Genomic DNA, 25,468 nt, shown 5'->3' on the forward strand with positions numbered 1-25,468 from the left:
GTGTTAGCCGGGATCGGCCACCGGATCACCGGCTTCAGTCTCGGCGCCCTCCACCCGGGTTTCGCCAGCCTCCGCCGGTCCGACATCGCTCCGGTCGTCCAGCATGATATCCGGCACCGGCAGGGCCGCCCGTTCGATCACTGCCTGATGCCGCAACCCCTCAATCAGCCCCTCCAGCTGATCGAAGGTGTAGAAGCGCACGATATTCGGCCTCAATGCCTCAAGGGTCGGAGGCGGTTCGCGACGGCGGTCGATCACGTGCAGGATGTGCCAACCAAATTCGGTCTCGAACGCTTCGGAGGTTGTGCCGGCCCCGGTCCGGAAGGCGACAGCGCCAAAGGCCGGCAGAACGCCTTCACGGGTGAAATATCCCAGATCGCCGCCCTGCAGCCGCGTCGCCTGGTCCTGGCTCATGCGCACGGCGAGCGCGGCAAAATCCTGCCCGGAATCGACCAGCGCCCGTATGGCCTCGGCTTCTTCGCGGGTATCCACCAGGATATGGCGCGCACGCACCTCCTCGCCGAGCGGGATGAGCCGGACCTGTTCCTGGTAAATCCGCTCGATCGTCGCTTCATTGACCGCGTCGGCGAGCGCGGTTTCCACCAGCACATTCCCCAGAATCCGCTCCTCGGCCAACGCCAGCCGCCGCTGCGCCTCCTCCGACTGGTCGAGGCCGCGCCGGCGCGCTTCCATCGCCAGCAGACGCTGGTCAATCAATTCGTCGAGAATCGCGGTGAACGCCTCGCTTCCCGGCGCCGCCGGCGGAGATTCGCTGCCCTCCGCCTGACTCGCCGCTTCGCGCTCGACATCGGAACGGCGGATCAATGTGCCATCGACGCGCGCCATGACCGGATCGCGCTCATCCAATGACAGCGCGGAACCGGACAGTCCGAAATCGGCGGCTGTACGGCGCGGCTCGGGCCCGCATCCGGCAAGTACGACAAGCGCCAAGCTTGCTGCAAAAACACGTTTCATCGACACCAACTTCACCTCGCCAGACCGTGCGGACGCATACTGTGCCGCGCGGCTTGATTGACACTGATTGTCCCCATCCTTAAGTCAGCCAGACGTTTCAAAGCAATGCCAGCGCCTGCGCCGGTCCATTGATCTGGCCCCTGACGCATTTGCTAGCCCAACCGTTGTTCGCAAAGCCAGACACCATGCTCTCACTTGCCCGCAAGATCTTCGGAACCGAAACAGGCCGCAAATTGCGCCGCATGAAGCCGATTGTCGACAAAATCAATGCACTCGAGGCCGATTTCAAGGCGCTCTCCGACGAAGCCCTCAAGGGCAAGACGGCTGAATTCCGGGCGCGCCTGGAACAGGGTGCCAAGCTCAACGACCTGTTACCGGAAGCGTTCGCCGCCGTGCGCGAAGCCGCCGACCGGGCCATTGGCCTGCGGCCCTACGACGTGCAGCTGATGGGTGGCATCGTCCTCAATGACAGCTCGATCGCCGAGATGAAAACCGGTGAGGGCAAGACCCTCGTCGCCACCCTGCCTTGCTATCTCAACGCCCTGCCCGGGACCGGCGTGCACGTCGTGACGGTCAATGACTATCTCGCAACGCGGGATTCCGAGTGGATGGGCAAGGTCTTCGCGCAATTGGGCATGACCACCGGCGTCATCTCGCACGGCAAGTCTGACCAGGAACGCCGCGAGGCCTATGCCTGCGACATCACCTACGCGACCAATAACGAGCTTGGCTTCGATTATCTGCGCGACAATATGAAATATTCGATCGAGGAAATGGTCCAGCGCGGCCATGCCTATGCCCTCGTCGACGAAGTCGATTCGATCCTGATCGATGAGGCGCGCACGCCGCTGATCATTTCCGGTCGCACCGAGGACCGTACCGAATTCTACAAGACGATTGACGCCCTCATCCCGCAGCTGGGTGACGACACGTTCGAGATCGACGAAAAGGCCCGCTCCGTCCTGCTGACGGAAGAGGGCAATGAAGAGATCGAGCGCCTGCTGCGCGAGAATGACCTGCTCAAGGAAGGCGATCTGTACGACATCGAGAATGTCTCCATCGTCCATCACGTCAACCAGGCATTGAAGGCCCACAAGATCTTCCAGATCGACAAGGACTATATCGTCAAGGGCGAAGAGGTCCTGCTGATCGATGAGTTCACAGGCCGGATGATGCAAGGCCGCCGCCTGTCTGACGGCTTGCACCAGGCGATCGAAGCCAAGGAAGGCGCAAAGATCCAGCCGGAGAACCAGACGCTGGCCTCCGTCACCTTCCAGAACTATTTCCGTCTCTACAAGAAACTCGCCGGCATGACCGGTACGGCCGCAACCGAGGCCGACGAATTCCATTCGATCTACGAGCTGGAAGTCGTCGAAATCCCGACCAACCGGCCGATCGCGCGGATCGATAATGAAGATGAGGTCTTCCGGACCCTGGTCGACAAATACGCGGCCATCGTTGACGATCTGGTCGATTGCCAGGAGCGTGGCCAGCCGGTCCTCGTCGGCACGGTGTCGATCGAGAAGTCCGAGCAATTATCCAAACTGCTCAGCGACAAGAAGACCTTCCGCGACACCCTCGGCCATCTCTATCCCAAGGATGATGCGCAGATCGAGGCGTTCAAGAAATCCGGTCGCCCCGACGCGCGTCCGCTCAAGGACATGCTCAAACTCATTCCGCTCGAGCATAATGTGCTCAATGCGCGCTATCACGAACAGGAAGCCCTGATCGTCGCCCAGGCCGGCGTGCCGGGTGCCATCACGATCGCCACCAATATGGCGGGCCGCGGCACCGACATCCAGCTCGGCGGCAATGCCGATATGCGCATGATGCAATGGAAGGCCGAACAGGCGCAAAAGGGCGTCGAGCCGGATGAGGCCGCCATCGCGGCCCAGAAAACCGTGATCGCAGCCGATATCGCCGCCAAGCGCGAAATCGCCCTTGAGGCCGGTGGACTCTACGTCCTCGGCACCGAGCGTCATGAGAGCCGCCGCATCGATAACCAGCTGCGTGGCCGTACTGGCCGCCAGGGTGATCCAGGCCGGTCTAAATTCTACATTTCCGTACAGGACGACCTGTTGCGCATTTTCGCGCCAGAGCGCCTGGACGGGATCATGAAAACCCTCGGCCTCAAAGAGGGCGAGGCGATCACGCACCCGTGGATGTCCAAGGCGCTGGAGACCTCGCAGCGAAAGGTCGAGCAGCGCAATTTCGACATTCGCAAGAACGTCCTCAAATATGACGACGTCATGAATGATCAGCGCAAGGCCGTATTCGAGCAGCGTATTGATTTCATGACCGCTCCCGACGTTGCCGACGTCATCAAGGACATGCGCCACCAGACTGCCGAGGATCTCGTCACCGAGCACATCCCGCCCAAGGTCTATGCCGACCAGTGGGACGTGGAAGGACTGGCGACCGAAATGCGCGAAGTCTTCGGTCTGGATCTTCCGGTCCAGGAATGGGCCAAGGAAGAAGGCATTGCCGACGAGGAAATCCTCGAACGCGTCACAGAAGCGGCCGACCGGGCCTTCGCCGAAAAGGCCGCCAATGGCGGTCCTGATCTGATGCGCCGGATCGAGAAATCCTTCCTGCTGCAGGCGATCGACCAGAATTGGCGCGAGCATCTGCAAAATCTCGACGCGATGCGCTCGATGATCGGACTGCGCAGTTATGCCCAGCGCGACCCGCTCAATGAGTTCAAGACCGAGGCTTTCGCCCTGTTTGAAAAGATGATGGACAGTCTGCGCGTCGAAGTGACCAGGCAGTTGATGCTGATCCGTTTCGAGCGCGCCCCTGAGCCTCCGCAAGTTCCGCAGGATGTAACCGAGACGCATATCGACCCGCGCACCGGCCGCAATTCCATGGGGGCGCCGGATTCGGGTCCCGTCGCATCACGCGTGTCGCCAACCCAGCGCCGGACCTCCGAGCCGGCCGATCCGACCCGTCCGGAAACCTGGGGCCGGGTGGCACGCAATGCCGCCTGCCCTTGCGGTTCGGGCAAGAAATACAAGCAATGCCATGGCGCCATTGGCAGCCGCGACTCCGAGGCCTGATATTCGCCTGCGTCCTGCCCGACCGGGTGAGGCGCAGGCATTGTCGGCGCTGTGCCTGCGGTCAAAGGCGTATTGGGGCTATGATGCGGCCTTCCTGGCCTCCGTCGCCCCCTACCTGAAAGTCACTGAGGACGCGATCGGCGCCGGCCATGCGACCGTCGCGCAATCAGCCAACGGTGATTTGCTGGGCGTTTGCCAGATCGACCCGTCCGGCAAAAGCGGCACGCTCGATTTGCTCTTCATTGCCCCGGAAGCGATTGGTCGCGGTGCCGGACGCGCCCTGTTCGAACACGCCAAGGCGCAATTGAAAGCCCTGGGCCAGACGGTGATGACGATCCTGTCAGACCCCTACGCCGAACCGGCCTATCTGCATATGGGCGCCAAACGCATCGAGATGCGCAGCTCGGACGTCTTCCCGGGACGGGAATTGCCCTGGCTGGAAGTATCACTTCGATAAATCGTGAACGCGCGGAATCCCGCCTAGAAGGCGCCGCCACCGGCGCGGCCGATGGCCAGGAAGCGCTCACGGCGTTTCTGGCGCAATTCCTTGTCCGACAGACCGTCGAGCTTGGCGAGATGGGCTTCAATGGCATTGCCGACTGAGCGCATGGTCTCGACCGGGTGGCGATGCGCCCCGCCGATCGGCTCGGGAATAATCTCGTCGATAATCTTGAAGCCGAGCAGATCCGGTGCGGTAACCTTCATCGCGACGGCGGCATCCTTGGCCTTGGCCTGGTCTTTCCAGAGGATGGAGGCACAGCCTTCCGGCGAGATCACCGAATAGATCGAATGCTCGAGCATCATCACGACATTGGCGCTGGCCAGCGCCACGGCGCCGCCGGACCCGCCTTCACCGGTGATGACCGAGATCAGGGGCGTGCCCAGCGTCAGGCAACGCTCGGTCGAGCGTGCAATCGCTTCGGCCTGGCCGCGCTCTTCAGCACCGAGGCCCGGATAGGCGCCCGCCGTGTCGACAAAGGTCAGGACCGGCAGGTTGAATTTCTCGGCCAGATCCATGATGCGGATCGCCTTGCGATAGCCCTCGGGGCGAGCCATGCCGAAATTATGGTGCAGGCGGCTCTCGGTATCATGGCCCTTCTCATGGCCGATAACGACCACGGAACGGCCCCGGAAGCGGCCAAGCCCGCCGACAATGGCGGCGTCTTCCGAGAAGCGGCGATCGCCGCACAGCTCTTCGAAATCCTCAATCAGCGCCTTGCGATAATCACGAAAATGCGGCCGCTCTGGATGACGTGCGACCTGGGTCTTGCGCCAGGGGTCGAGCTTGCCATAGAGCGTCGCGAGCTGTTCAGACGCCTTCTGACGCAGCTTGGCTGTCTCTTCGGCCATATCTGGCGCATCGCCGCCGCCCGCACCGGAGAGCGTTTCAAGCTCTTCGATCTTGGCTTCCAGCTCGGCCAGAGGCCGTTCGAAATCGAGATAGGTACGCGTAGGATCGGACATGCCCGTTTAACGCCTGTGGACGTTCAAGATGGGGTCGAACCTAACCAGCCGCGCCGGGCGTCACAAGTGCGCAATACTGTCGGTGAACAGAAGTGCGTGGTGGCGGGGTTCAGGTTTTGCGAGCCAGTGGATGCGCGCTCTCGACCAGGGATTTCAACCGTTCGTCCAGCACATGCGTGTAAATCTGCGTCGTCGAGACATCGGCATGGCCCAATAGAAGCTGGACGGCGCGCAGATCGGCACCGCGCGCGAGCAAATGCGTCGCGAAGGCATGGCGCAAAACATGGGGGGACACGCGAGCCGGGTCGAGGCCTGCCGCCAGGGCCAGTTCCTGCAGGATCTGGGCGAAGCGTTCGCGGGTGAGGTGGCCGGATTTCGCCGTGCGAGAGGGAAACAGGAATCGATGCGCTTTTGGCTGGCCCGATCTGAGCGCCGGCAAATGCGCGGCACGTATGTCACGATAGGCGGCCATCGCCTCCAGCGCCGAGGCCGTCAGCGGCACCAGGCGCTCGCGTCCGCCCTTGCCGGTTACAAATATGCAGCGTTCGGTCTGGATAAAGGCGCTGAGCGGCAGGGAGACCAGTTCGGTGACCCGCAACCCGCCCGCATAGAGAATTTCCAGCAATGCCCGCGTCCGCAAGCCCGAAGCCCCCGGCAAATCCGCGGCTGCCGCAAACAGGGCGTCGACATCCGCTTCGCTGAGGACTTTCGGCAGGCTGCGCCCCTGTTTTGGTCCACGCAGCGGTGTGCACGGATCATCACTGCGCCGGCCTTCCGAGAGCAGGAAGCGATAGAAACGCTTCATCGCCGACAGGCGCCGCGCCGCTGTGGCCGCCGACAAGCCATCGGATTCGATCCCGGCCAGGACCTGTTCAAGATCTGTCGTCGCAGCGCGCTCCAGCTTGACGCCGCGCGCGGCGAGCCGGGCTGAAACATCTGTCAGATCGCGGGCATAGGCGTCCAGTGTATTGCGGGCCGCGCCGCGTTCGGCGGCCATCATGTCGAGAAAGAGGTCGATCTCCGGACCCGTGCTCACACCGCCCTCGCGACCAGACGCTCCAGCAACACATCGAGCGCAGCGCGGCGCAAGCCGAGTTGATCGAGCACGACAATCGAGCGGCTCAGCGTCTCGGCGTTAAGCGGCGCCCCCGCCAGGACAGCGATGGCCAGCAGGGCGGCTTCAGCACCGGCTCCGGAGCGGGCCGCCGCTTCCATCGCCAGCACTTCCGGTCCAACCGTCGCGGGCGCCGCGAGCAGCAAGGCCGGGCGCAATCCCGCCACCTCCCCGGCACCGAGCCGGTTGAAGGCCAGCATGTCGGCCAGCGCTGACGGGCCATAGGCTTCAAAATGCGCGCCCAGCAAGGCGGCGGGCTGGTCACCAGACAGCCTGTCCCGGGCGATCGCGATCGCCAGGTCGAGATTGACCATGCGGCGCGGCGACGGCGGCACCCAGGCCGGCGGCACCTCCACCATCATCGCGTCATCCAGCGGATCAATCGGCTTCCCGGTCTCGTCGAAGGCCATGACCGGCTGCGGTTGCGGCGGGCCATCCATCAGGGCGTCGCGCCATTGCGAGGCCGTCCGCAAATCACCGCTCAGCAGGGCTGCGAGGGCAAAGCGATACCCATCTGCCAGCGTCTCGCGCGTCACCGGCAAGGTATGAACCTCGCGGCCATAGCGCCGGGCCGCAACGGCAAAGCCGTCGCTGGCCAGGGCGTCATCGAGCAAACCGGAAAGCGCACCCGCTGCAATGGAGCGGTCAACGCCCTGGACCAGCACGGTCTCGAGCCCCGCGGTCCGGCCTGGGCCGGACAGTGCCAGGGCGGCGGCCAGCGCCTGCGCCGGATCGCTGGCCGGCACCGGTGCGGGCATGGCGCGGCCGTGTACGAAACGCTGCAACCAGCCGGGCGCCGTGCCAACCTCGAGCGTGTCCAGGTCAGTCTCGCCATCAAGCTGGAAGGCCATGGAGAGTTTCAGGCCGGAATCGACAGGCGGCAGGGCTGGCGGCGGATTGCTGTCGAGCGTCAGCGCATAGAGCATGGTGTCATAGCCGGCGTCATCGCTGGAATTGCGGGCCAGCTCGGCGGTCAATTCGGCGGCACTTTCCTGACCGTCGAGCGCCAGGCAGACCGCCCGGGCCCGCAGCCAGTAGGCCTGTTCACGACCGCGCAGAAGCGCGTCGGCCGAATGACAGGCGCTGCGCGTATTGCCCGTCGCGAAGGCGAGTTCGGCATGCAGGCGCGACAGCGCTTCATTCTGGTTCAGATTGGGCGTGCGTTCGAGCAGGTCATAGGCTTCGAACACGCCTCCCGCCGCCAGCAAACGGTCAGCCCGCAGCACCGGCAGCGCCGGATTGCCGCGCCCGCCGGCAGGCGGATAGCCCCCGGAGCTCAGCACCGAGCGCGCCAGATCGGCGAGCGCCGGCGAGGCATAGCCATCACGGCTCGCCTCGGGCAGCAGCATGAGCACCCGGCTGGCCATATCGGCATCGCTGCCATCCCAAAGCGAAATACCCAGCGCAGCACCAGGCAAACCCACTTCCAGCGGATCAAGTGCGTCGAGGCTTTGAACCTCGATTGGCCCCTGGGCGAGGGCCGTACTCCCCAAGACCAGGGCCAGGCCGCTAGCGCGGAAAATTATCGTCCAGCTCGACACGTACTTCCTCCTGCGACGGCTCAAGACCGTTCGCGATAACAATCAGCGCACCGAAGCCCGCTGCGATAATGCCGGCGACAACCACCAGACCGACCAGAAAACCCCGCATGAATTCACCTTCCACATGTGCAATTGGCGCGCCACCAGCATGGCAAACATCCGCGCGACAAGGGTAACCCCGATTGCGGCGATTTCCAGACGCTTTATACCGATGGGATGACCCGCACTGCTTTACGTGACCACACAATCGTTCTGATCGGCCTGATGGGCGCTGGCAAGACCACGGTCGGACGGCGGCTCGCAGCGGCCATGGACCGCCCGTTTGCCGATGCCGACCATGAAATCGAGCGCGCCGCGGGCCGATCAGTCAGCGAGATATTCGAGGATTTCGGCGAAGCGGCCTTTCGCGACGGTGAACGCCGGGTAATCGCACGCCTGCTGGACGCGCCGCCCATGGTGCTCGCCCTGGGCGGCGGCGCCTTTGTCGACCCGGAAACACGGAAGCTTATTGCAAACAAGGCTATATCAATCTGGCTGCAGGCCGATGTCGAAACCCTCGCATCGCGCGTCGCCCGGCGCGATACCCGCCCCTTGCTGCGCGACGGCGATCCAGTGAAAATCCTTGAGCGTCTGCTTGAGACGCGGCAGCCGGCCTATGCCGAGGCCGATATCCATATCGATGCCTCAGCAGGCACCCACCAGGGAACGGCCGACGCGATTATCGCCGCGTTGCAAACCCGGGAGACGCAAAAGTGAGTGCAGTCCTGACAGTGCCGGTGGGTCTCGCAGACCGTAGCTATGATGTGATGATCGGCGATGGCGCGCTCGACGCCGCTGCCCCGCGCCTGGCCGGCCTGTTCCCGCGCCGGCGCGCCATTATCGTGACAGACAGCCATATCGCGCCCTTGCACCTGGAACGCGTCATGGCCGTACTGGCCGGCGTCGGCATCACCTGCGACCCCATTATCATGGAACCGGGCGAGGCCACCAAGAGCTTTGCCGGTCTGGAACAGCTGGTTGATGCCCTTCTGGAGCGCAATATAGAACGCTCCGAAGCGATAATCGCCCTGGGCGGCGGCGTGATTGGCGATCTGACCGGCTTTGCCGCGGCGGTCACCAAGCGCGGCGTCGGTTTCATACAGATCCCGACCACATTGCTGGCCCAGGTCGACAGCTCGGTCGGCGGCAAGACCGGGATCAATACCCGGCAGGGCAAGAATTTCGCCGGCGCCTTCCACCAGCCGCGCCTGGTCATTGCCGACACGGCTTTCATCGCCACCTTGCCCGACCGCGAACGCCGGGCCGGCTATGCGGAAATCGTCAAGGCCGCGCTGATTGGCGATCCGGCAATGTTTGACCGGCTTGAGGCCGCCGGTGCTGGCGTGCTGCACGGCGCACCCCTGGCGCGGGCCATTGCCGATGCGGTCGCCTTCAAAGCGCAGATCGTTGCCCAGGACGAGCTGGAGCACGGCCGACGCGCCCTGCTCAATCTCGGCCACACCTTCGCCCATGCCTTCGAAGCCGAAGCGCCCCGGGATGCGATCCGCCATGGCGAAGCCGTCGCGGCGGGGATCGCACTGGCCTTTCGTTATTCGGTCACGCGTGGCGAATGCCCCGCCAGCGATGCAGACCGGGTCGAGGCACATTTGCGGACCATCGGCCTGCCCTGGAATGCCGCAACACTGGCGCACAAGGACTGGGATGCCAGTCGCCTTGTAGCTCGCATGCGTGACGACAAGAAAAACCAGGCCGGGGAAATCACCTTGATTCTCGCCCGCGGTATTGGCAAAGCGTGGATAGACCCTAGGATTGACGCGGCACACCTTGTCGCATTTTTGGAGACTTCGCTCTCATGAGCCTCGACTGGAGCCTGATTGGCCCCGCCCTGATGATTATTGGCCTGCTGATGCTGTCGGCCTTTTTCTCTGGTTCGGAAACCTCGCTGACCGCGACCTCGCGGGCGCGCATCCTTCAGCTTGAGCGCGACAAGAATCCCGACGCGGCACGGGTAAATCTGCTGATCAGCGATGGCGAAGGCCTGCTGGGCTCGCTGCTGCTCGGCAATAATCTGGTCAATATCGCCGCTTCCATGCTGACCGGGCAATTATTCGCCCGCATGCTGGGCGGCGAGCACAGCGTCTGGGTCGCCACAGCGGTGATGACAGCGCTGGTCTTGGTCTTCGCCGAAGTGATGCCGAAAACCTATGCGCTGTCCAATCCGGAACGTTTCGCGCTGTTCGTGTCGCGCCCCGTCCTGGTCATTGTGCGCATCTTCGCGCCGATCGTCGGCGCGGTGCAGGCGATCGTGCGCGGCGTATTGCGCCTTCTCGGTGCCCGGGTCGAAGGCCCCGTCCTGTCAGCGCATGACGAATTGCGCGGCACGATCGCGCTGCATCACGAAGATGGCGGCGTGGTCAAGAATGACCGCGACATGCTCGGCGGCGTACTGGACCTGCGCGAATTGACGGTCGACGACATCATGGTGCATCGCAAGTCCATCCACATGATCGATGTCGAACGCCCTGCCGCCGAAATCGCCCAGGAGGCGCTCCACAGCCCCCATACCCGCCTGCCCCTGTATCAGGGTGAGCCCGACAATATCATTGGCGTGCTGCATGCCCGCGATCTGGCGCGTGCCATGCACGATAATGATGGCGACCCGTCGACGATTGATATCCGGGCCGTCGTGCGCGAACCCTGGTTTGTGCCCGAAACCACCGAAGTGCTCGATCAGCTCAATGCCTTCCGCGAGAAGCGCGAGCATTTCGCGCTTGTCGTCGATGAATACGGCGCGCTGATGGGTCTGGTAACGCTCGAAGATATTCTCGAAGAGATCGTCGGCGCGATCGAGGACGAGCATGATATCGCCGTCGAAGGCATCAAGCCGGAAGCGGACAGCACCTGGCTGGTCGATGGCGTCGTCCCCATCCGCGACCTCAACCGGGCGCTGGACTGGCATTTGCCGGATGAGGAAGCCGTGACGGTGGCCGGGCTGGTTATTCACGAAGCGCGGACTATTCCCGAGCGCGGTCAGGTCTTCCATTTCCATGGCGTGCGCTTTGAAGTCGTCGAACGCCGGCGCAACCAGATCACGCAGCTACGCGTCAGCGCCAGCCCGGATTAGGGAGCGTCCGTCGCCTCAGTGACTTCGCCGGTCGCCGCCTCGAACATTGCACTGCACACGCCGCGCCCGGTGTCGGACCGAGCACCGTCAACGGAATCACGCGCGCTCACGATGAGATCACCGAAACTATCGGCGAAAACCTGGGCGAGCCGGTAACCATCGCCGATTTCCGAAAAACCGCCACTGGAGACGAGGTGATTGCGCGATGACCAGGCCAGCGCGGCAATCTGGGTGTCGGTGGCGTCGAGCATTTCACCCTCGACCGCCAGAGCGCCAATACCGATCGGGATACGCGGGCTGAGCGGTCCCGGAATGGCGAAGCCGATCAGGCGCGATGCTCCGGCACTGACAAGGTTGGTGGGTTCAAATCCGGTGATCGTCATGCGCAATTCGTGGCTCGCCATGTCCGGATCGGCGGTGACCTGAAAACCACTCCGCGCCAGGCGGCGGCACATGGTCTGGTTCAACTTGCCGACGATGCGATTGAAGCGAAGCGGATCGACACCGCTGCCCTCGACAACGCCCGGCACGATGCCGGCCTGGGGGATATAGATCGCCTCGACGGCGCGCAGGGCCTCTGGATCAACCCATTCGCGAACCTGCAGCAAGCGGCGGTCGCTGGTCTGCAGGTTTTGATAATCGCTCAGTGTCTCGGCCTGCTGCAATCCATTCGCGGCACAGCCGGTTGCGAGAAGCGCGAGGACAGGTATCAGACAGAAGGACGCATTGAGCTTGGGCATGGTGACTCCGGAAATCCACTGGGGTTGTGAAGGTCTACGCCCGCGATACGCGATTGGACCACCGGCCCGCGCGTGTCATGAATCGCCCGGCGCCCGCGCCTTGATCGCCAGCGCATGGATCGGACCCTTGAGCTGGCTGGCCAGCGCCTCATTGACCAGCCGGTGACGGGCCACGCGGGTCAGGCCTTCAAAGCGGCTGGAGACAATATCAACGCTGAAATGGCTCTGCCCGCCTTCGCGCGCACCTGCGTGTCCCGCGTGCATATGACTGTCATCGCTGACGTGCAAAGTGACCGGAACCAGCGCCTCGCGCAGCCGGCTTTCAATCTCATCTCTCACTGTCATGATTAATTTCACCTCTTTTGACACCCGTTTCATTGCTGCTTTACCCGAGCATGACCATAATCGGACGCTATGACAGACGCATTTGAATATACACCGCGGTTCAAAGACATCCGCATCAAGCCGCCCAAGGACAAACCTTCGGCCGAGGAGCGCGTGTGTGAATGGCCTGGTTGCCGCAGCCATGGCAATAGCCGCGCGCCGAAATCGAATGACCAGCTGAGCGATTTCTACTGGTTCTGCCAGAGCCATGCCTCGGAATACAACAAGTCGTGGAACTTCTTCGAAGGCATGAGTGAAAATGCCGCTCAGGCGTATCGCGAATCATCCGCCTATGGACACCGTCCGACCTGGGGCTGGCGCAATTCCACCAGCTCGCGCCACAAGGCCCAACGCGCCAGCCGTGATTTCGCCGATGGCTTCTCCGACCCGATGGGCACATTCGGCGATAATACCAAGCCCCACGAAGACGGGCCACGCGAAAAGGCCATGGGCCGGCTGCAATCGAAGGCGCTGGAGACGATGGGCCTCAAGCCTGATGTCGACCCGTCCACCGTGCGCCGACGCTATGCCGAACTGGTCAGACGCTTCCACCCCGACGCCAATGGCGGCGACCGCTCGAGCGAGGAACAGCTCGGCCGCGTCATCGCGTCCTACCAGATCCTCAAGGGCGTCGGGATGGCGTGACGTTTACGCTGCCTTGTGCGGGGTAATCCTCGGCGCAATCTCCGGCCAGCTGGTCGCACGCGCCTGGCGCAGATCGAATTCGGCCTGCAAATTCATCCAGAATTCCGCCGTCGTGCCGAAAAAGGCCGACAGGCGCAGGGCGGTATCGGCGGTAATCGAGCGCGAGCCACGCACCAAGCCCGAGACGCGGCTCTTCGGCACATCAATCGCCCGCGACAGCTTTTCCTGGGTCAGCCCATTGGGGCGCAGAAAATCTTCCAGGAGGATTTCGCCGGGAGGAATGGCAGATAGTTTGGTCATCGGATTGGTGTCCTCGCGCTAGTGATAATCGACAATTTCAACGTCCCAGGCAGCCCCGTCGAGCCAACGAAAACACAGGCGCCATTGCTGGTTGATGCGAATGCTGTACTGACCCTTGCGGTCCCCTTTCAGGGCCTCTAACCGATTGGCAGGCGGAATCCGCAAGTCCTCAAGGCGGTGCGCGGCATGCAGCATCAGAAGCTTGCGTCGCGCAGGACGCTCGAATGCTGCAAAACGTCGCACGCTATCGTCACGGAACAGCTTCTCCGTGTCTTTGCAGGCAAAGGATCGGATCACCTTGGCAATATAGCGCGCCGCGTCAGTTCCGTCAAACGGAACCAGGGTGTCCCATCTCACCCCATCCCTTGCCGCGCGCTGCGGCCTGCGCTAGTCCGGATGCATGATCCCGTGCGCGTTGCAGTCCAGACGTCCCCCAGCGAAAAGACCGGTTCCATGAGCGATGAATTCCCCGTGCCCGCCCCCGATGCCATTGCCGATACGATGGCGCTGTTCGGCTTCGATGCCGGCTTTGAAGTGCCGATGTTCTCGCAACCCGACGCGCACACGCCGAAGATTGATCCCGATTATGTGTTCGATCCGGCGACGACGCGGGCCATCCTGGCAGGCTTTGCCTTCAACCGCCGCGTAATGATCCAGGGCTATCACGGCACCGGCAAGTCGACCCATATCGAACAGGTCGCCGCACGGCTCAACTGGCCGATGGTGCGCGTCAATCTCGACAGCCATATCTCGCGCATCGACATGGTCGGCAAGGATGCCATCGTGCTGAAGGACGGCAAGCAGGTCACCGAATTCCAGGAAGGCATCCTGCCCTGGGCGCTGCAGCGTCCGGTCGCGCTTTTGTTCGATGAATATGATGCCGGCCGCCCGGACGTGATGTTCGTGATCCAGCGCGTCCTCGAGGCTTCCGGCTCATTGACGCTGCTCGACCAGACCAAGGTCATCCGCCCCAATCCTTCCTTCCGGCTGTTTTCGACGACCAATACGATCGGGCTCGGCGACACGACCGGCCTCTATCACGGCACACAGCAGATCAATCAGGGCCAAATGGACCGCTGGTCAATCGTCTCGACGCTGAATTATCTGCCCGCCGAGACCGAGAACGCCATCGTACTCGCCAAGATGAAGGATCTCGCCAAAACCGAAGCCGGCCGCAAACAGGTCGCGGACATGGTCAAGCTGGCCGATCTGACCCGCGAAGCCTTCATCAATGGCGACATCTCGACCGTGATGAGCCCGCGCACCGTGCTCACCTGGGCGGAAAACAACGCCATTTTCAACGATCTCGGCCATTCCTTCCGCCTGACCTTCCTCAACAAGTGCGACGAGCTGGAACGCCCGACGATTGCGGAAATGTATCAGCGCGTCTTCGGAGCCGATCTGGCAGAAGCGCCGATCAAGCCCGCTGCGGTTGCTTAAAGGACAAGGCGGACGCCCGGCGCCCGCTTGACCCGTATTGCGACTGTCTGGACTATGCCTCCCGACACACGGGGGACAGGCATGATCAGAACCATCACACTCTGCGCGCTCGCGAGCGCCGGACTGGCGGCGCCGGCTCTGGCCTGCCCGCCGCCACCGCCGCGCTCCTACGAGCAGAACCTGGCCGCCTCGGCGACGCCGCGTCTCTATGATTATCTGTCCCGTTCGGCCTTTGTGGAGCTGGTGCGCGCCGTAGACTGGCGCCCCGCAGAGCCGCCCGCACGCTATGGGCCCTTCCTCGGGGGCATCCCGCTCGCGGCTTATACGCTTCAGGTCGATGAACGCCTCAAGGGGATGGGTGAGGGCCGTTACGAGATCGAGGGCGCAGCGGGCGCAATCGCGATTGAACCCGTGGCATCAGACGGCACCGATTATGCCGCCCTGCATGCGCAAACCCTGTTCTGGGATGAATTTCCCGTCGGAACGCCCAGCATAGCCTTTCTCAGCCTGCCGACCTGCGCCAATTCCATGGCACTGATCCTCGAGCAGACCTATCTGGTCTTCCGCACGGATGAGGGCAGAGTGCTCGCCATCGAGCCCGTCGGCGCGAATGATCAACTGGTGCAGGGCGTGCGCAATCTGATCGCGGAGCCCGAGGCGAGACGCCCCTGGCAAACCGATCTACGCGACTATCTGGTACGCCCCCGGCATTTGGACCGGGTCGAGATCGCGCAGTGCGGTCCGGGCCGCCATGAAGTCGAAATCACCAAGACCGGCGAGTATCAGCCGGGCCGCGGCCTCGTCCGTGACGCCGAACGCTGGGTCGAAGGCGCCGATGCCCGGCGCGGGATGAGTTATGCCCGGGGCCAGGTTGAGCGCGGCGATTGCGAGGCCGGTGCGGAATTTCTCGTCACGCATGATCGCTACATTGCCAGCTTTGGGGCCGGGCGGATCCTCAGCTGGAACTTGCAGAGCGTATTTCTCGGCGCCTACCCGGTTGCCGATGGACAGGCGGATTTCTCGACAACCTATTCACAAATCGCCGTCACGGATGGGCGGGCTGTGAGCCTGGCGGAACTGGAAACCTGGTTTGAAGCCGCACCGTCGATCCGTCCGGTCGATTAGCCGCCGGGCTCATCGCCCGACCCGGCCGTCAGGCCGGCTCGACATCATTGCCGCCCGTGAGGCTCTCGAGCGCCAGGGCAACGCGGCGTTCCAGCAGGGGTCTGTCTGACTCCATGCCCTCCCCTTCCGCGTCGGCGATTTCGGTGGCGTCGAATAGCCAACGGCGCAGGATTTCGATCTTCTGAGCGTCGCTCAGCCCGGCCTGGCTCAACACCGATTCGGGAGTATCAAAGGCCAGGGACGGATTCTCCAATGCCTTGTCATAGTCGAATGAAACGCTCATTTCCGGCTCCTTCATTGCATCGCGGGCGACAGGGCCGACATGGAAACACGGCACACGCCGCACCGCAAACCCGGGGGTCAATTACGCTCACCGCCGTCATCAACACTCGCAATCTTCACCGGTGGCTTCAGGTTGGCGCCCGATCAGCCACCAAATCGAAGCCGAATGCCGCCATTGACAACAAAGCCGTCTGTGCTCTGCCATATATCCGTGGTCCACTGGCCATCCGCCGCACGCGCCGGGAGCAGGATTGGGTCCTCGTCGCTCTGACGCACATCCAGCAGATTTTCGAGATTGATGAACAGGCTCACCCTGCCGAGCACGATTTCGCCGAGCAGCCCGAGATGGAGATAGTCATCGCTTCGCGTCCGGTAGGGATTGTCATAGAGCGCTTGTTCGCCCGTGTAATAGGCTTCGAATCCCAATCGTCCCTCACCATGACGCTCCCACATCGCCACAAATCCGGCTGAGTGTTGAGGGGTCAGGGGCAATTGGCGGCGAGCCAATCCGACCGGGTCAGCTTCGCTGGTATCCAGATAGAGATAGCTCCCGGTGAATTTGAAATCGCGCCAGAAATACCGGAGCAGAATTTCCGCCCCACGAATTTCAGTCTCGCCGTTCGCATTGACCAGCCGAACCGCATCGTCCGGCCCACCCGGTGCCGTTGCAAACGCCTGCAATTGGGTCGCGCCCTCCACGTCAGATCCGAACAGGGTCAGACCACCCTCGATTGCCCCGTTGCGGTAATTGAAATCAATCGAAGCGGTCGTCGCGGTTTCGGCCTCCAGGCCGGCGAGAGGTTCCAGCCGCGACAGCCCGGCAGCTTCGATGGCCTCGACGAACGGCGTCGGCGCAAAGAATCCATTTCCCCACGACGCACGGATCGTCCAGTCGCCAGGCCGGTAGAGAACCGAGAGTCGCGGGCTGGTTTGCAAACCATATTCGGAGTGATCGTCGGCGCGCGCGCTCAATGACGCGGAAATCGTGTCGGTAAAGTCATGGTCGATCTGGGCGAAAATACCCGGCGCTTCATAGCGGTAGTCAAAGTCGCCAAAACTGTCGGAACGAAACCCGTCAGCCTGATATGCTAGGCCCAGCACCCAGTCCGTGCGCTCACGCATGCCAGCGAGCGACGCTTCCAGAAGCAGCGTGTCATGGCTGTCCGAGTCGACCAGCCCACCGAAGCGGTGCTCGTGATCCTGCACCATGCCGGCAGCCCGGAAATTCAGGTCCAGCGAAGCGGAAAGTGGGTGCTGGGTGACGACGCCGACATCAAAACGCGTGGTGTCCTGGTTCTGCGGAAAGGCCGTGCCGCCCGGCGTGAGAAAACCGTCGCGTGTGCCACCGGTGCGCTGCTCGGTCATGAAGCCGGCCGTCATATAGGCGGTCGATCCATCAAGGCCGTCGAAATGAAGGCGCGGGCGCACCGTGACCCGCTCATAGCCCGGCATGTCAATCCAGCCATCATCATCAAGATCGACATTGCTCTGCCGGTGAGTCCCTAGTGTCAGCGATGCAGCGAACTGATCGCTCAAGGGCGTGGATGCAAAGCTCGTAATATCCTGCCCGTCACGCGTCGTGGCGTTGAACAAAACCTCTGCATAGGGGGCTTCGGCGGGGCGACGTGAGACGAGATTGATCACGCCGCCAAGCGCGGATGCCCCGTAGAGCGACGAGGCAGATCCCTTGATGACTTCGACCTGGGCAAGGTCGGTTGGCGGAATCTGCAACAAACCGATAGAGGCCGCCTGTCCGCCATAGAGCGGAAGCCCGTCGGCCAGCAATTGCGTGTAGCGTCCATACAGGCCCTGCATGCGGATATTCGCGGCACCCAGTGCCGGCGATGTGACCTGCACGCGCACGCCGCCGGTCTCATTGACCAGCATGGCGATATTGCCCGGGCGCATGATCGCCTTTTCCTCGATTTCCTCGCGGACGATCACTTCAACCCGCACCGGATCGTCCTCAACATTTCGGCCGGTGCGCGTGGCACGCACGACGATGACTTCGCCTTCATGCTCCGCCTCATGATCGTGAGCGTCGCCCTCATTCGGGTGGGCATGGTGTCCGGCCTCGGCCGCCGCACCCGGTTGTGGACCGGCTTCATCGGCTCGAGCGGCGACGCCACCCAGCGAGGTCGAGATCAAGGCGAGGACGGTGAGGAGGCGGGCAATCGTCATGGGGGCATCTACCTGTTGAACTTGGACATGGATCGAGGTGTTGCGCGGGATGTCAGAGGGCACGGAGGGGATGGCGTGCAAGGCGGGCCGACCGATCGGGAGCCAATTCACACCCGCGCCTTTGAAGGCGCCTGCCATGAACTCTCCGGAGGACAAAGACCGCAGGCCTGCTGGCGAATTTTAGCTGATTGTTACGGCGGAGCCCGGCCATGGCATTTCTCTCCGACACGGCTTGCCACCTATCAACAGGGATGCCAGATACAATCTACAGCCACTATAGATGCAAGGGGTAAAATCATGCCGCGCACCTATGCCATCGGGGAACTTTCCCGGCGCACCGGCGTCAAGGTCACGACGATCCGCTATTACGAGCAAAACGGTCTGATCGCCGAGCCCGAACGCGCGGCGAGCGGCCATCGCCGCTATGATGATACCGCTCTGGAGAGACTGGGTTTCATCAGACAGGCGCGGCAACTCGGCTTTGATCCGACAGCCATCCGAGAACTCTTGGGTCTCGCAGCTGACCCGAACCGCCCGTGCACCGCGGTGGACATCATCGCCAAACATCATGTCGACGAGATCACAACCCGTATCCAGCATCTGTCTGCACTCAGAAACGAATTGCAGCGTGTGCTCGACAATTGCGGGAGCGGCCGGATCGGCGATTGCCATGTACTGCAATCAATCGCCGACCGGACAGGGCATAAACATGGCCCTAACGCATGACAGCACACTGCCCCCCGTCAGGCTTTCAACCTGGGGCGCGTGCAGCGTGAGTAGAACGAGATCCCCGACCAGGCTACGGCACGGTCGATCAGCGCCGTCTTGTCGACCAGCAGCGAGACAGCGCGCCGCGCCGGCTTCGCCGAACCCTCTTCCCAATGCTGCCCGCGTCCTGAGCTCCCGGCTCGATTTTCTCCGCCAGCCGGTTAGGTTACACCCATGAGCCAGCCACCTCCCGATCCCGACGCATTCCGCCGCGCCCTTGCCATCACGACGCGGGCGATTGCCGGAGACAAGGAGCTCGATGTCCGCTTTGGCGGCGAGATTGCCGGGCTCAATGGCGGGCGCATGGTCCTGCCCAATCCGGGGGCCCAGCCAACCACCAAGGCCGCCGCCGCCGTGCGGGGCCGCGCCGACGCACTGGCGCTGCGAATTGCCCATCACAATGAGGCGGCCCACGCTCGTGCGCTGCCGCCGGGCGCGACGGCGCGGGCGATCTTCCACGCCGCTGAACAAGCCCGGGTCGAGGGGCTGGGTGCGCGCGAAATGCGTGGCATGGCGGCCAATCTTGATGCGGCGCTGATTGATCGCTGCCGCCAAAAGGGCTGGCAGAACGTCACCGAACGCGAAATGGCGCCGATGGAAGAGGCGCTGGCCATGCTGGTGCGCGAACGTATTGGCGGACATCCGGTGCCCGCCGAGGCCGCGGGTCTGATGACGCTGTGGCGGGACCAGCTTGAAGACAAGGCCGGCACCTCGCTCGACGCCCTTTCCAACAATGCCGAAGACCAGACCGCCTTTGCCGACATGCTGCGCTCGGTGATCAAGGATCTCGATCTGTCTGACGAGCTCGGCGGTGATCCCGAAGAGAGCGAGAATCCGGAAGACGAGGATGAAGGCGTCGAGCGCGAACAGAGAACCGGCGAGGACGAGGATGAAGACGGCCAGTCCGACGATAACCAGGACACACCCGATGCCGCTGGTGAAGCCGGCGATGATGACGAGAATAATGCCGACAGCGATGACGCCGACACCCGCGTCGACTCGATGGATGATGAAGGCGCAGCGCAAAAGGCGATGCGCCCCAACTGGCGGCCCGGCGATGACGGCGACGCCAAGGCCTACAAGGTTTTCACCCGCGAATTCGACGAAGTGATCCAGGCTGCCGATCTGTGTGATACCGAGGAGCTGGCCCGGCTGCGCAAGTATCTCGACGGTACGCTGAAGGGTCTCGACCAGGTCGTGGGGCGCCTCGCCAACCGGCTGCAACGCCGCCTGATGGCCAAGCAGGAGCGGGCGTGGAAATTTGACCTCGAGGAAGGCGTGCTCGACGGCGCACGGCTGGCCCGGGTGATTGCCGATCCAACCCTGCCGCTCTCCTACAAGGCGGAGAGCGAAACCAAATTTCGCGACACCATCGTTACCCTGTTGATCGATAATTCCGGCTCCATGCGCGGCCGCCCGATCATGGTTGCCGCCGCCTGCGCCGATATCCTGGCGCGCACGCTGGAGCGCTGCGGCGTCAAGACCGAAGTGCTCGGCTTCACGACCAAGGCCTGGAAGGGCGGCAAGTCGAAGGAGAAATGGCTCGCCGAAGGCAAGCTGCCGCAGCCGGGCCGCCTCAATGATCTGCGCCATATCATCTACAAGGCCGCCGACACGCCCTGGCGCCGCGCCCGGATCAATCTGGGCCTGATGATGCGCGAAGGCCTGCTCAAGGAAAACATTGATGGCGAAGCCTTGCTCTGGGCCTGGAAACGCCTCGCTGCCCGGCCCGAACAACGGCGTATCCTGATGGTGATCAGCGATGGCGCACCGGTTGATGACGGCACGCAATCGGCCAATACAGCCGGCTATCTCGAACGCCATCTGCGCGAGACCATCGCCCTGATCGAAACCCGCTCGGATGTGCAACTTCTCGCCATCGGCATCGGCCATGATGTGACGCGCTGGTACCGCCAGGCGGTAACGATCAATGATGTCGACCAGCTCGGCGGTGCGATGACCGATCAACTCGCCAGCCTGTTCGATGAAGACATGCCCGTAAGCTCCGGTTATACCAGTACTCGTCCGGCCTCGCCGACATCAACATTGAAGCGCGCCGACACCGCCGATATGGGGGCGAGGCGCTAACGGGGGGATCCTGATGACACGCTACACCCTGCTGCTCGCTGTGCTTCTCACCGCGTCCTGTTCGCAGCCTGGCCCTGTCGCCGGCGGTCCGACGACACAGGCCGTCGCCCTTTTCCCCGATTCGCCGGAAACCCTGCAACTGGGCGCTTTGCAGTGGCGCGGCGGAATCAATATTTCCGATGATGATGCGCGTTTTGGCGGCCTGTCTGCGCTGGAGACCTCCGCCGGCGGCGCGCGGCTTCTGGCCGTCTCAGACAGCGCCTGGTGGGTGACGACAGACCTCATCTGGTCCGAAGCGGGCGAATTGAGCGGCGTGGACAATCTCGTCATTGCCCCCCTGCTGGGCCGGGAGGGAAATCATCTTGAAGGCGAAGCCGGCGATAGCGAGGGCATCGCCGCCCTCGGTGATGGCCATTATGCCGTCAGTTTCGAACGCCAGGCCCGCATCTGGAGCTATGATCTGGGCGAGAACTGGGAGCGGATTGACCGGGCGCGACCGAGTCTGCGGGACTTACCGCCAACCGAGCTTCCCATCACCCATAATGGCGGTATGGAAGCGCTGACCCTGCTCGACGATGGCAGCCTGCTGGTCGGCATTGAATGGCCCTTCTCCGCCGACACCGCCTATGACATCTGGCGCCAGACGGGTGAGCAATGGGCATTGTCGAGCTTGGCCGCCGTCACCGAGTATGGTTTGACCGGCATGACGATGATTGATGGCCAGGTTTACGCGCTCCAGCGCTACTGGACCCCGGCGGTCGGTTCACAGCTGCGCATCGTCCGTTTCGACCAGGGCGCGCTGGATTCAGATGAGACCATAGAGCCGGAATTGCTGGCCGAATTCGGCGCCGCCAATTCCGTCGATAATTTTGAGGGCATTACTGCCTTCCATCGCGATGGTGAAACCATCCTGCTGATCGTCTCGGACGATAATTACAATCCGCAGCAACGCACCCTGCTCATGGCCTTTGCCGTTACTGGCTAGCCCTCATCGCTTTGATGGAAAGCGTCGGGCGCTTCGAAGACCACTTCGCCGTCGACGACCGTCATCCAGGGCTGGACCGTCAGGATTTCGGCCTCGGGGATCGTCATGATATCGGCCGAGAAAATGGTCAGGTCGGCGATCATGCCCTGCTCGATCATTCCCAGCTCATCCTCACGGAATGAGGCATGGGCCGGCCAGGCCGTGAACAGTTTGAGCGCGTCCTGGCGCGACAGGGCCTCTTCGCCATGCCAGTCATCACCCTGGAAGCCGTCGAGGCTGGCCCGGGCGGTCGCGGCGTAAAACTCAATCCGTGGATCACCGCGCTCGACCGGCGCATCACTGCCGCCAATGAGACGGGCGCCGGCGTCGAGCAGGCTCTGCCAGGCATAGGCCCCGGCCAGGCGGTCTTCACCCAGGCGGGCGGGCGCGAAATAGAGATCGCCGATCGCATGCGAGGGCTGCATCGAGGCAATCACGCCCAGTTCGGCAAACCGCGGAATATCATCCGGATCGACGATCTGGCTGTGCTCATCGCGCCAGCGATGCTCCGGCAAGGCGCGCTCATCGGCGGGCACAGCAACAAGCGCCTCCTCGACCCAGTCAAGCAGGACGCGATTTCCGCGATCACCGATCGCATGCACATTGATCTGCACGCCCGAGCGCAGCGCCTCGGCCATGACGCCCAGCATCTCATCACCCTCGGGGAAGAGCAGGCCGGAGCTTTCGGGCCGGTCCGAATAGGGTTCCAGCAGCGCGGCCCCACGTGAGCCCAGCGCGCCGTCCATATACATTTTCACGGCACGGGTAATGACAAGGCCATCCGCCGCAATGCGCGGTGTCTCCACGGCGAGGCGGGAATAGCCGTCCGGATTGATCGAGATGTAATCGCGGATCGGCAGACGGCCGGCTTCCGCGAGCGCCTCGATCATCGCCACATCCTCATAGGGCACCGACATGTCATGCGCGCCGGTCCAACCCAGGCTGGCCATCACTTGCGCGCCCTGGGCATAGGTGTCGGCCCGCACGCTGCCGCTTGGCTGTTCGACCAGGGCGCCAACGGCGTACTGGGCGGCGTCAATCAGCATGCCATCGGGCTCACCGTCGGCCTCGCGCAGGATCTCGCCGCCATCAGGCGCGACGCTGTCAGCACCGATACCGGCCTGTTGCAGGGCCAGGGAATTGGCGACCGAGGCATGGCCGTCGGCACGGGTCAGGATGACGGCATGGTCCGGCGCCACGGCGTCGAGATCATGGCGATTTGGAAAACGCCCCTCGGGCCAATGCGTTTCGATCCAGCCACGGCCAAAAAGCACGCTGCCCGCGTCAAGTTCCGCGACCGCTTCGGCGATTCGCGTCTGCAGACCGGCAATTGAGGTGACATCATCAAGGTTCAGGGTGCGCTCGCGGGCCCCGACACCCATCACATGAACATGGCTGTCGGTGAAGCCGGGATACATCGCGCCGCCATTGAGATCGATCACACGCGTGTCCGCACCGACCCAGATGCCGGCACCGGCCTGGGGCCCGGCAAACACAATGCGTCCAGCCTGGACGGCGACGGCCTGCACAATCGGCTGATTGTCATTGGCGGTGTGGATAGTGCCGCCCCAGAACACCAGATCGGCCGCGGGCATGGCGCCATCAACGGCACTGTCGCGCGGCGCCGCTTCAGGGGCCGGCGCAGCCGTCTCGCCCGACGGGCCGCCGCAGGCCGCCAGCGCCCAAAGGCAAAATGGCATCAGAAAATTCATCGCGCGCATGGCAGCCTCCCCGGATCAAGAGGGCCAAACTAGCCTTGCTGCACGCATACGACAACGCCCGCTGCAAGCAGCGGGCGTTGGCAGAATAATGAAGGAAGCCGGATCAGGCTGCAGCAGTCGCCTCGGGGGCGGCCGAAGCCTTTTTCAGTGCGCGTTTGATCTTCAGGGCCTTGTCCGACAATTTCTCGTCGCGAGCCTTGAGGAGGAAGGCATCAAGCCCGCCAACATGATCAACGCTGCGCAGGGCCTTGGCGGCAATGCGGAGCTTGAAATTGCGGCCCAGCTTCTCGGAAGCCAGGGTCACATCGCACAAATTCGGCAGAAAGCGACGGCGGGATCTGTTCATGGCATGGGAAACATTATTCCCCGACATTACACCCGTACCGGTCAGTTCGCAGCGACGCGCCATAGTCGCACCTTTCCAAATTAAAAAACTTTCGCTCGGGTCTTGCGACCAGAGTGGGAGCGGGCGAGATAGAGGAGGCGGCCCGCCTCGTCAAGCTTGCGGCGTTCATCTTGCAGTGGGTTTGGGTATATTATTGCAGTATGAAGGCGTCAATTGAGGTCGCCGGGGTCTGGTAAAAGGAGTGCAGGGCGTGAAACAAGTGTGGTTAGCAGGCGCGGCAGCGCTGGGCCTGGTCGTTTCCGGCAGTGCCGGTCTCGCCGATGAAGCCGCCGACGCCGGGGCCTTGCCCCGGGCTGCCGGCACGCATGGCGTCACGGTGCAGTATTCCGGTTCGGTGCTGATATTCCAGGTCGCCGATATCAGCATCAGCACCGAATATGCCGACGATACCTACCAGGCTGCCGCGCGCTTCACTGCCGCCGGCCTGGCCGCACTGTTCACCGATGCCGATATCGAGGCCGGCGTCAGCGGTTATCGCGACGGCACACAATTACAGCCCTATCGCTACAGCCATCTCAATCACGCCAGCTCCAAGAACCGGATCGTCGGAATCGACTTCCCCGACGGCATCGCCATGCCCGACGTCAATCCACCCTTCGGCAATATGGGCGAACCAGCCGCGAGCGACGAGGATCGCGCCGGCGCCCGCGACCCGATCTCGACCCTGCTCGCCATGGGGCTCGGCGCGGTTTCGTCCGGCAGCTCGCACTGCGATGGCCGCCTGCCCGTCTTCGATGGCCGCGCCCGCTATAATCTTCGCTTCGAGGATGGTGGCCGCAAGGATATCCGCACCCGGGCCTGGAGCGGCGAAGCGCTGATCTGCCGCGCCTATTACGAGCCCATCTCCGGCTATGAGGCCGATGAATTCCCGACCGCCGAGGATATTGCCGAACCGATCGACTTCTGGCTTGCCCCGATCAATGGCGGCGAATTCTATGTCCCGGTGAAGATCCGCACCAATGCCGGCTTTGGCGGGGTGACCGTATCGGCCCGCTCGATCGAGACCTATTGACCGCAACCGGCCCTCGCCGCCGGTAAGCGGGTGGCCTAATCTCTCGACTCATCAGACTTGTCCGACTCGATACGGGAG

25 protein-coding genes are annotated in these 25,468 nt (G+C 63.0%); 12 read left to right on the forward strand and 13 right to left on the reverse strand.

Features of this window, described 5'->3' with window-relative positions; all coding sequences use genetic code 11:
* Nucleotides 1-3: 3 nt before the first annotated feature.
* On the reverse strand, nt 4-975 hold the full coding sequence (locus tag ACN0YJ_RS05710) for a peptidylprolyl isomerase (RefSeq protein WP_417495593.1): 972 nt from the start codon (nt 973-975) through the stop codon (nt 4-6).
* A 185-nt stretch (nt 976-1,160) separates the two neighbouring features.
* Between ACN0YJ_RS05710 and secA the strand changes: the two genes are divergently transcribed.
* Together secA and ACN0YJ_RS05720 are read left to right on the forward strand one after the other, a co-directional pair.
* On the forward strand, nt 1,161-4,031 hold the full coding sequence (gene secA, locus ACN0YJ_RS05715) for a preprotein translocase subunit SecA (protein WP_417495594.1): 2,871 nt from the start codon (nt 1,161-1,163) through the stop codon (nt 4,029-4,031).
* 40 nt (nt 4,032-4,071) lie between these two features.
* Nucleotides 4,072-4,488 (forward strand): GNAT family N-acetyltransferase, encoded by a 417-nt coding sequence (locus ACN0YJ_RS05720; RefSeq protein WP_417495595.1) that lies wholly within the window; start codon nt 4,072-4,074, stop codon nt 4,486-4,488.
* Between the two features lie 23 nt (nt 4,489-4,511).
* Here ACN0YJ_RS05720 and ACN0YJ_RS05725 read toward each other — a convergent pair whose 3' ends face one another.
* The 4 genes from ACN0YJ_RS05725 to ACN0YJ_RS05740 all read right to left on the reverse strand — a co-directional run bounded on the left by ACN0YJ_RS05725 (nt 4,512) and on the right by ACN0YJ_RS05740 (nt 8,259).
* Nucleotides 4,512-5,495 (reverse strand): acetyl-CoA carboxylase carboxyltransferase subunit alpha, encoded by a 984-nt coding sequence (locus ACN0YJ_RS05725; protein WP_417478011.1) that lies wholly within the window; start codon nt 5,493-5,495, stop codon nt 4,512-4,514.
* Nucleotides 5,496-5,604: 109 nt separating this feature from the next.
* Nucleotides 5,605-6,531, reverse strand: a complete 927-nt coding sequence (locus tag ACN0YJ_RS05730) for a site-specific tyrosine recombinase XerD (protein WP_417495596.1) — start codon at nt 6,529-6,531, stop codon at nt 5,605-5,607.
* The gene (locus tag ACN0YJ_RS05735) at nt 6,528-8,150 is read right to left on the reverse strand and encodes a hypothetical protein (RefSeq protein ID WP_417495597.1); all 1,623 of its coding nucleotides are present in this window, start codon (nt 8,148-8,150) and stop codon (nt 6,528-6,530) included. Before ACN0YJ_RS05735 ends, ACN0YJ_RS05730 begins: the two co-directional genes overlap by 4 nt.
* On the reverse strand, nt 8,119-8,259 hold the full coding sequence (locus tag ACN0YJ_RS05740; protein WP_417495598.1) for a hypothetical protein: 141 nt from the start codon (nt 8,257-8,259) through the stop codon (nt 8,119-8,121). The genes ACN0YJ_RS05735 and ACN0YJ_RS05740 overlap by 32 nt, the downstream gene beginning before the upstream one ends.
* 107 nt (nt 8,260-8,366) lie before the next feature.
* Between ACN0YJ_RS05740 and ACN0YJ_RS05745 the strand changes: the two genes are divergently transcribed.
* The 3 genes from ACN0YJ_RS05745 to ACN0YJ_RS05755 are packed head-to-tail and all read left to right on the forward strand — an operon-like array spanning nt 8,367 to nt 11,274.
* On the forward strand, nt 8,367-8,906 hold the full coding sequence (locus tag ACN0YJ_RS05745) for a shikimate kinase (protein ID WP_417478008.1): 540 nt from the start codon (nt 8,367-8,369) through the stop codon (nt 8,904-8,906).
* A complete protein-coding gene (gene aroB, locus ACN0YJ_RS05750; protein ID WP_417495599.1) occupies nt 8,903-10,006 on the forward strand; it encodes a 3-dehydroquinate synthase in 1,104 nt (367 codons plus the stop codon). The genes ACN0YJ_RS05745 and aroB overlap by 4 nt, the downstream gene beginning before the upstream one ends.
* The gene (locus ACN0YJ_RS05755) at nt 10,003-11,274 is read left to right on the forward strand and encodes an HlyC/CorC family transporter (RefSeq protein WP_417478006.1); all 1,272 of its coding nucleotides are present in this window, start codon (nt 10,003-10,005) and stop codon (nt 11,272-11,274) included. Before aroB ends, ACN0YJ_RS05755 begins: the two co-directional genes overlap by 4 nt.
* Here ACN0YJ_RS05755 and ACN0YJ_RS05760 read toward each other — a convergent pair.
* A complete protein-coding gene (locus tag ACN0YJ_RS05760) occupies nt 11,271-12,014 on the reverse strand; it encodes a DUF3313 family protein (RefSeq protein ID WP_417495600.1) in 744 nt (247 codons plus the stop codon). The two genes, ACN0YJ_RS05755 and ACN0YJ_RS05760, sit on opposite strands and share 4 nt — an antisense overlap.
* Before the next feature lie 75 nt (nt 12,015-12,089).
* Nucleotides 12,090-12,359, reverse strand: coding sequence for a BolA family protein (locus tag ACN0YJ_RS05765; RefSeq protein WP_417489348.1), 270 nt, complete (start codon nt 12,357-12,359; stop codon nt 12,090-12,092).
* A 69-nt stretch (nt 12,360-12,428) separates the two neighbouring features.
* Here ACN0YJ_RS05765 and ACN0YJ_RS05770 point away from each other — a divergent pair, with 69 nt between their 5' ends.
* Nucleotides 12,429-13,043, forward strand: coding sequence for a J domain-containing protein (locus ACN0YJ_RS05770; RefSeq protein WP_417478003.1), 615 nt, complete (start codon nt 12,429-12,431; stop codon nt 13,041-13,043).
* 3 nt (nt 13,044-13,046) lie between these two features.
* Here ACN0YJ_RS05770 and ACN0YJ_RS05775 read toward each other — a convergent pair whose 3' ends face one another.
* Nucleotides 13,047-13,343, reverse strand: coding sequence for a HigA family addiction module antitoxin (locus tag ACN0YJ_RS05775; RefSeq protein ID WP_417478002.1), 297 nt, complete (start codon nt 13,341-13,343; stop codon nt 13,047-13,049).
* Nucleotides 13,344-13,361: 18 nt separating this feature from the next.
* Complete coding sequence (locus tag ACN0YJ_RS05780) at nt 13,362-13,640, reverse strand: type II toxin-antitoxin system RelE/ParE family toxin (protein WP_417478056.1); 279 nt, start codon at nt 13,638-13,640, stop codon at nt 13,362-13,364.
* A 156-nt stretch (nt 13,641-13,796) separates the two neighbouring features.
* Here ACN0YJ_RS05780 and cobS point away from each other — a divergent pair, with 156 nt between their 5' ends.
* Complete coding sequence (cobS, locus tag ACN0YJ_RS05785) at nt 13,797-14,783, forward strand: cobaltochelatase subunit CobS (protein WP_417478001.1); 987 nt, start codon at nt 13,797-13,799, stop codon at nt 14,781-14,783.
* An 81-nt stretch (nt 14,784-14,864) separates the two neighbouring features.
* A complete protein-coding gene (locus ACN0YJ_RS05790; RefSeq protein ID WP_417495601.1) occupies nt 14,865-15,908 on the forward strand; it encodes a hypothetical protein in 1,044 nt (347 codons plus the stop codon).
* Between the two features lie 28 nt (nt 15,909-15,936).
* On the opposite strand, the gene ACN0YJ_RS05795 is transcribed toward ACN0YJ_RS05790, so the two are convergent.
* Nucleotides 15,937-16,191, reverse strand: a complete 255-nt coding sequence (locus tag ACN0YJ_RS05795; RefSeq protein ID WP_417477999.1) for a hypothetical protein — start codon at nt 16,189-16,191, stop codon at nt 15,937-15,939.
* A gap of 143 nt (nt 16,192-16,334) precedes the next feature.
* On the reverse strand, nt 16,335-18,371 hold the full coding sequence (locus ACN0YJ_RS05800; RefSeq protein WP_417495602.1) for a TonB-dependent receptor plug domain-containing protein: 2,037 nt from the start codon (nt 18,369-18,371) through the stop codon (nt 16,335-16,337).
* A gap of 297 nt (nt 18,372-18,668) precedes the next feature.
* Between ACN0YJ_RS05800 and ACN0YJ_RS05805 the strand changes: the two genes are divergently transcribed.
* The 3 genes from ACN0YJ_RS05805 (at nt 18,669) to ACN0YJ_RS05815 (ending at nt 22,212) form a co-directional block, all read left to right on the forward strand.
* Nucleotides 18,669-19,097, forward strand: coding sequence for a MerR family transcriptional regulator (locus tag ACN0YJ_RS05805; protein ID WP_417495603.1), 429 nt, complete (start codon nt 18,669-18,671; stop codon nt 19,095-19,097).
* A 216-nt stretch (nt 19,098-19,313) separates the two neighbouring features.
* Complete coding sequence (gene cobT, locus ACN0YJ_RS05810) at nt 19,314-21,227, forward strand: cobaltochelatase subunit CobT (RefSeq protein WP_417495604.1); 1,914 nt, start codon at nt 19,314-19,316, stop codon at nt 21,225-21,227.
* Nucleotides 21,228-21,240: 13 nt separating this feature from the next.
* Nucleotides 21,241-22,212 (forward strand): esterase-like activity of phytase family protein, encoded by a 972-nt coding sequence (locus ACN0YJ_RS05815; protein ID WP_417495605.1) that lies wholly within the window; start codon nt 21,241-21,243, stop codon nt 22,210-22,212.
* On the opposite strand, the gene ACN0YJ_RS05820 is transcribed toward ACN0YJ_RS05815, so the two are convergent.
* Together ACN0YJ_RS05820 and rpmB are read right to left on the reverse strand one after the other, a co-directional pair.
* The gene (locus ACN0YJ_RS05820; RefSeq protein WP_417495606.1) at nt 22,209-23,972 is read right to left on the reverse strand and encodes an amidohydrolase; all 1,764 of its coding nucleotides are present in this window, start codon (nt 23,970-23,972) and stop codon (nt 22,209-22,211) included. The genes ACN0YJ_RS05815 and ACN0YJ_RS05820 overlap by 4 nt on opposite strands.
* A 103-nt stretch (nt 23,973-24,075) precedes the next feature.
* Nucleotides 24,076-24,381: a 50S ribosomal protein L28 gene (gene rpmB / locus ACN0YJ_RS05825; protein WP_091766520.1), complete on the reverse strand. Its 306-nt coding sequence runs from the start codon at nt 24,379-24,381 to the stop codon at nt 24,076-24,078.
* A 187-nt stretch (nt 24,382-24,568) separates the two neighbouring features.
* Here rpmB and ACN0YJ_RS05830 point away from each other — a divergent pair, with 187 nt between their 5' ends.
* Entirely contained in the window at nt 24,569-25,390 is an 822-nt protein-coding gene (locus tag ACN0YJ_RS05830; RefSeq protein WP_417477993.1) for a DUF3108 domain-containing protein, read from the forward strand.
* Nucleotides 25,391-25,468 lie beyond the last annotated feature (78 nt).

The organism is Maricaulis sp., assembly GCF_048270095.1.
GTDB lineage: Bacteria > Pseudomonadota > Alphaproteobacteria > Caulobacterales > Maricaulaceae > Maricaulis.

Coding starts and splice junctions, on each gene's coding strand:
- ACN0YJ_RS05710 (WP_417495593.1), bottom strand. CDS start 975: ATGAAACGTGTTTTTGCAGCAAGCTTGGCGCTTGTCGTACTTGCCGGA.
- secA (WP_417495594.1), top strand. CDS start 1,161: ATGCTCTCACTTGCCCGCAAGATCTTCGGAACCGAAACAGGCCGCAAA.
- ACN0YJ_RS05725 (WP_417478011.1), bottom strand. CDS start 5,495: ATGTCCGATCCTACGCGTACCTATCTCGATTTCGAACGGCCTCTGGCC.
- ACN0YJ_RS05740 (WP_417495598.1), bottom strand. CDS start 8,259: ATGCGGGGTTTTCTGGTCGGTCTGGTGGTTGTCGCCGGCATTATCGCA.
- ACN0YJ_RS05745 (WP_417478008.1), top strand. CDS start 8,367: ATGACCCGCACTGCTTTACGTGACCACACAATCGTTCTGATCGGCCTG.
- ACN0YJ_RS05755 (WP_417478006.1), top strand. CDS start 10,003: ATGAGCCTCGACTGGAGCCTGATTGGCCCCGCCCTGATGATTATTGGC.
- ACN0YJ_RS05760 (WP_417495600.1), bottom strand. CDS start 12,014: ATGCCCAAGCTCAATGCGTCCTTCTGTCTGATACCTGTCCTCGCGCTT.
- ACN0YJ_RS05765 (WP_417489348.1), bottom strand. CDS start 12,359: ATGACAGTGAGAGATGAGATTGAAAGCCGGCTGCGCGAGGCGCTGGTT.
- ACN0YJ_RS05770 (WP_417478003.1), top strand. CDS start 12,429: ATGACAGACGCATTTGAATATACACCGCGGTTCAAAGACATCCGCATC.
- ACN0YJ_RS05775 (WP_417478002.1), bottom strand. CDS start 13,343: ATGACCAAACTATCTGCCATTCCTCCCGGCGAAATCCTCCTGGAAGAT.
- cobS (WP_417478001.1), top strand. CDS start 13,797: ATGAGCGATGAATTCCCCGTGCCCGCCCCCGATGCCATTGCCGATACG.
- ACN0YJ_RS05790 (WP_417495601.1), top strand. CDS start 14,865: ATGATCAGAACCATCACACTCTGCGCGCTCGCGAGCGCCGGACTGGCG.
- ACN0YJ_RS05795 (WP_417477999.1), bottom strand. CDS start 16,191: ATGAGCGTTTCATTCGACTATGACAAGGCATTGGAGAATCCGTCCCTG.
- ACN0YJ_RS05800 (WP_417495602.1), bottom strand. CDS start 18,371: ATGACGATTGCCCGCCTCCTCACCGTCCTCGCCTTGATCTCGACCTCG.
- ACN0YJ_RS05805 (WP_417495603.1), top strand. CDS start 18,669: ATGCCGCGCACCTATGCCATCGGGGAACTTTCCCGGCGCACCGGCGTC.
- cobT (WP_417495604.1), top strand. CDS start 19,314: ATGAGCCAGCCACCTCCCGATCCCGACGCATTCCGCCGCGCCCTTGCC.
- ACN0YJ_RS05815 (WP_417495605.1), top strand. CDS start 21,241: ATGACACGCTACACCCTGCTGCTCGCTGTGCTTCTCACCGCGTCCTGT.
- ACN0YJ_RS05820 (WP_417495606.1), bottom strand. CDS start 23,972: ATGCGCGCGATGAATTTTCTGATGCCATTTTGCCTTTGGGCGCTGGCG.
- rpmB (WP_091766520.1), bottom strand. CDS start 24,381: ATGGCGCGTCGCTGCGAACTGACCGGTACGGGTGTAATGTCGGGGAAT.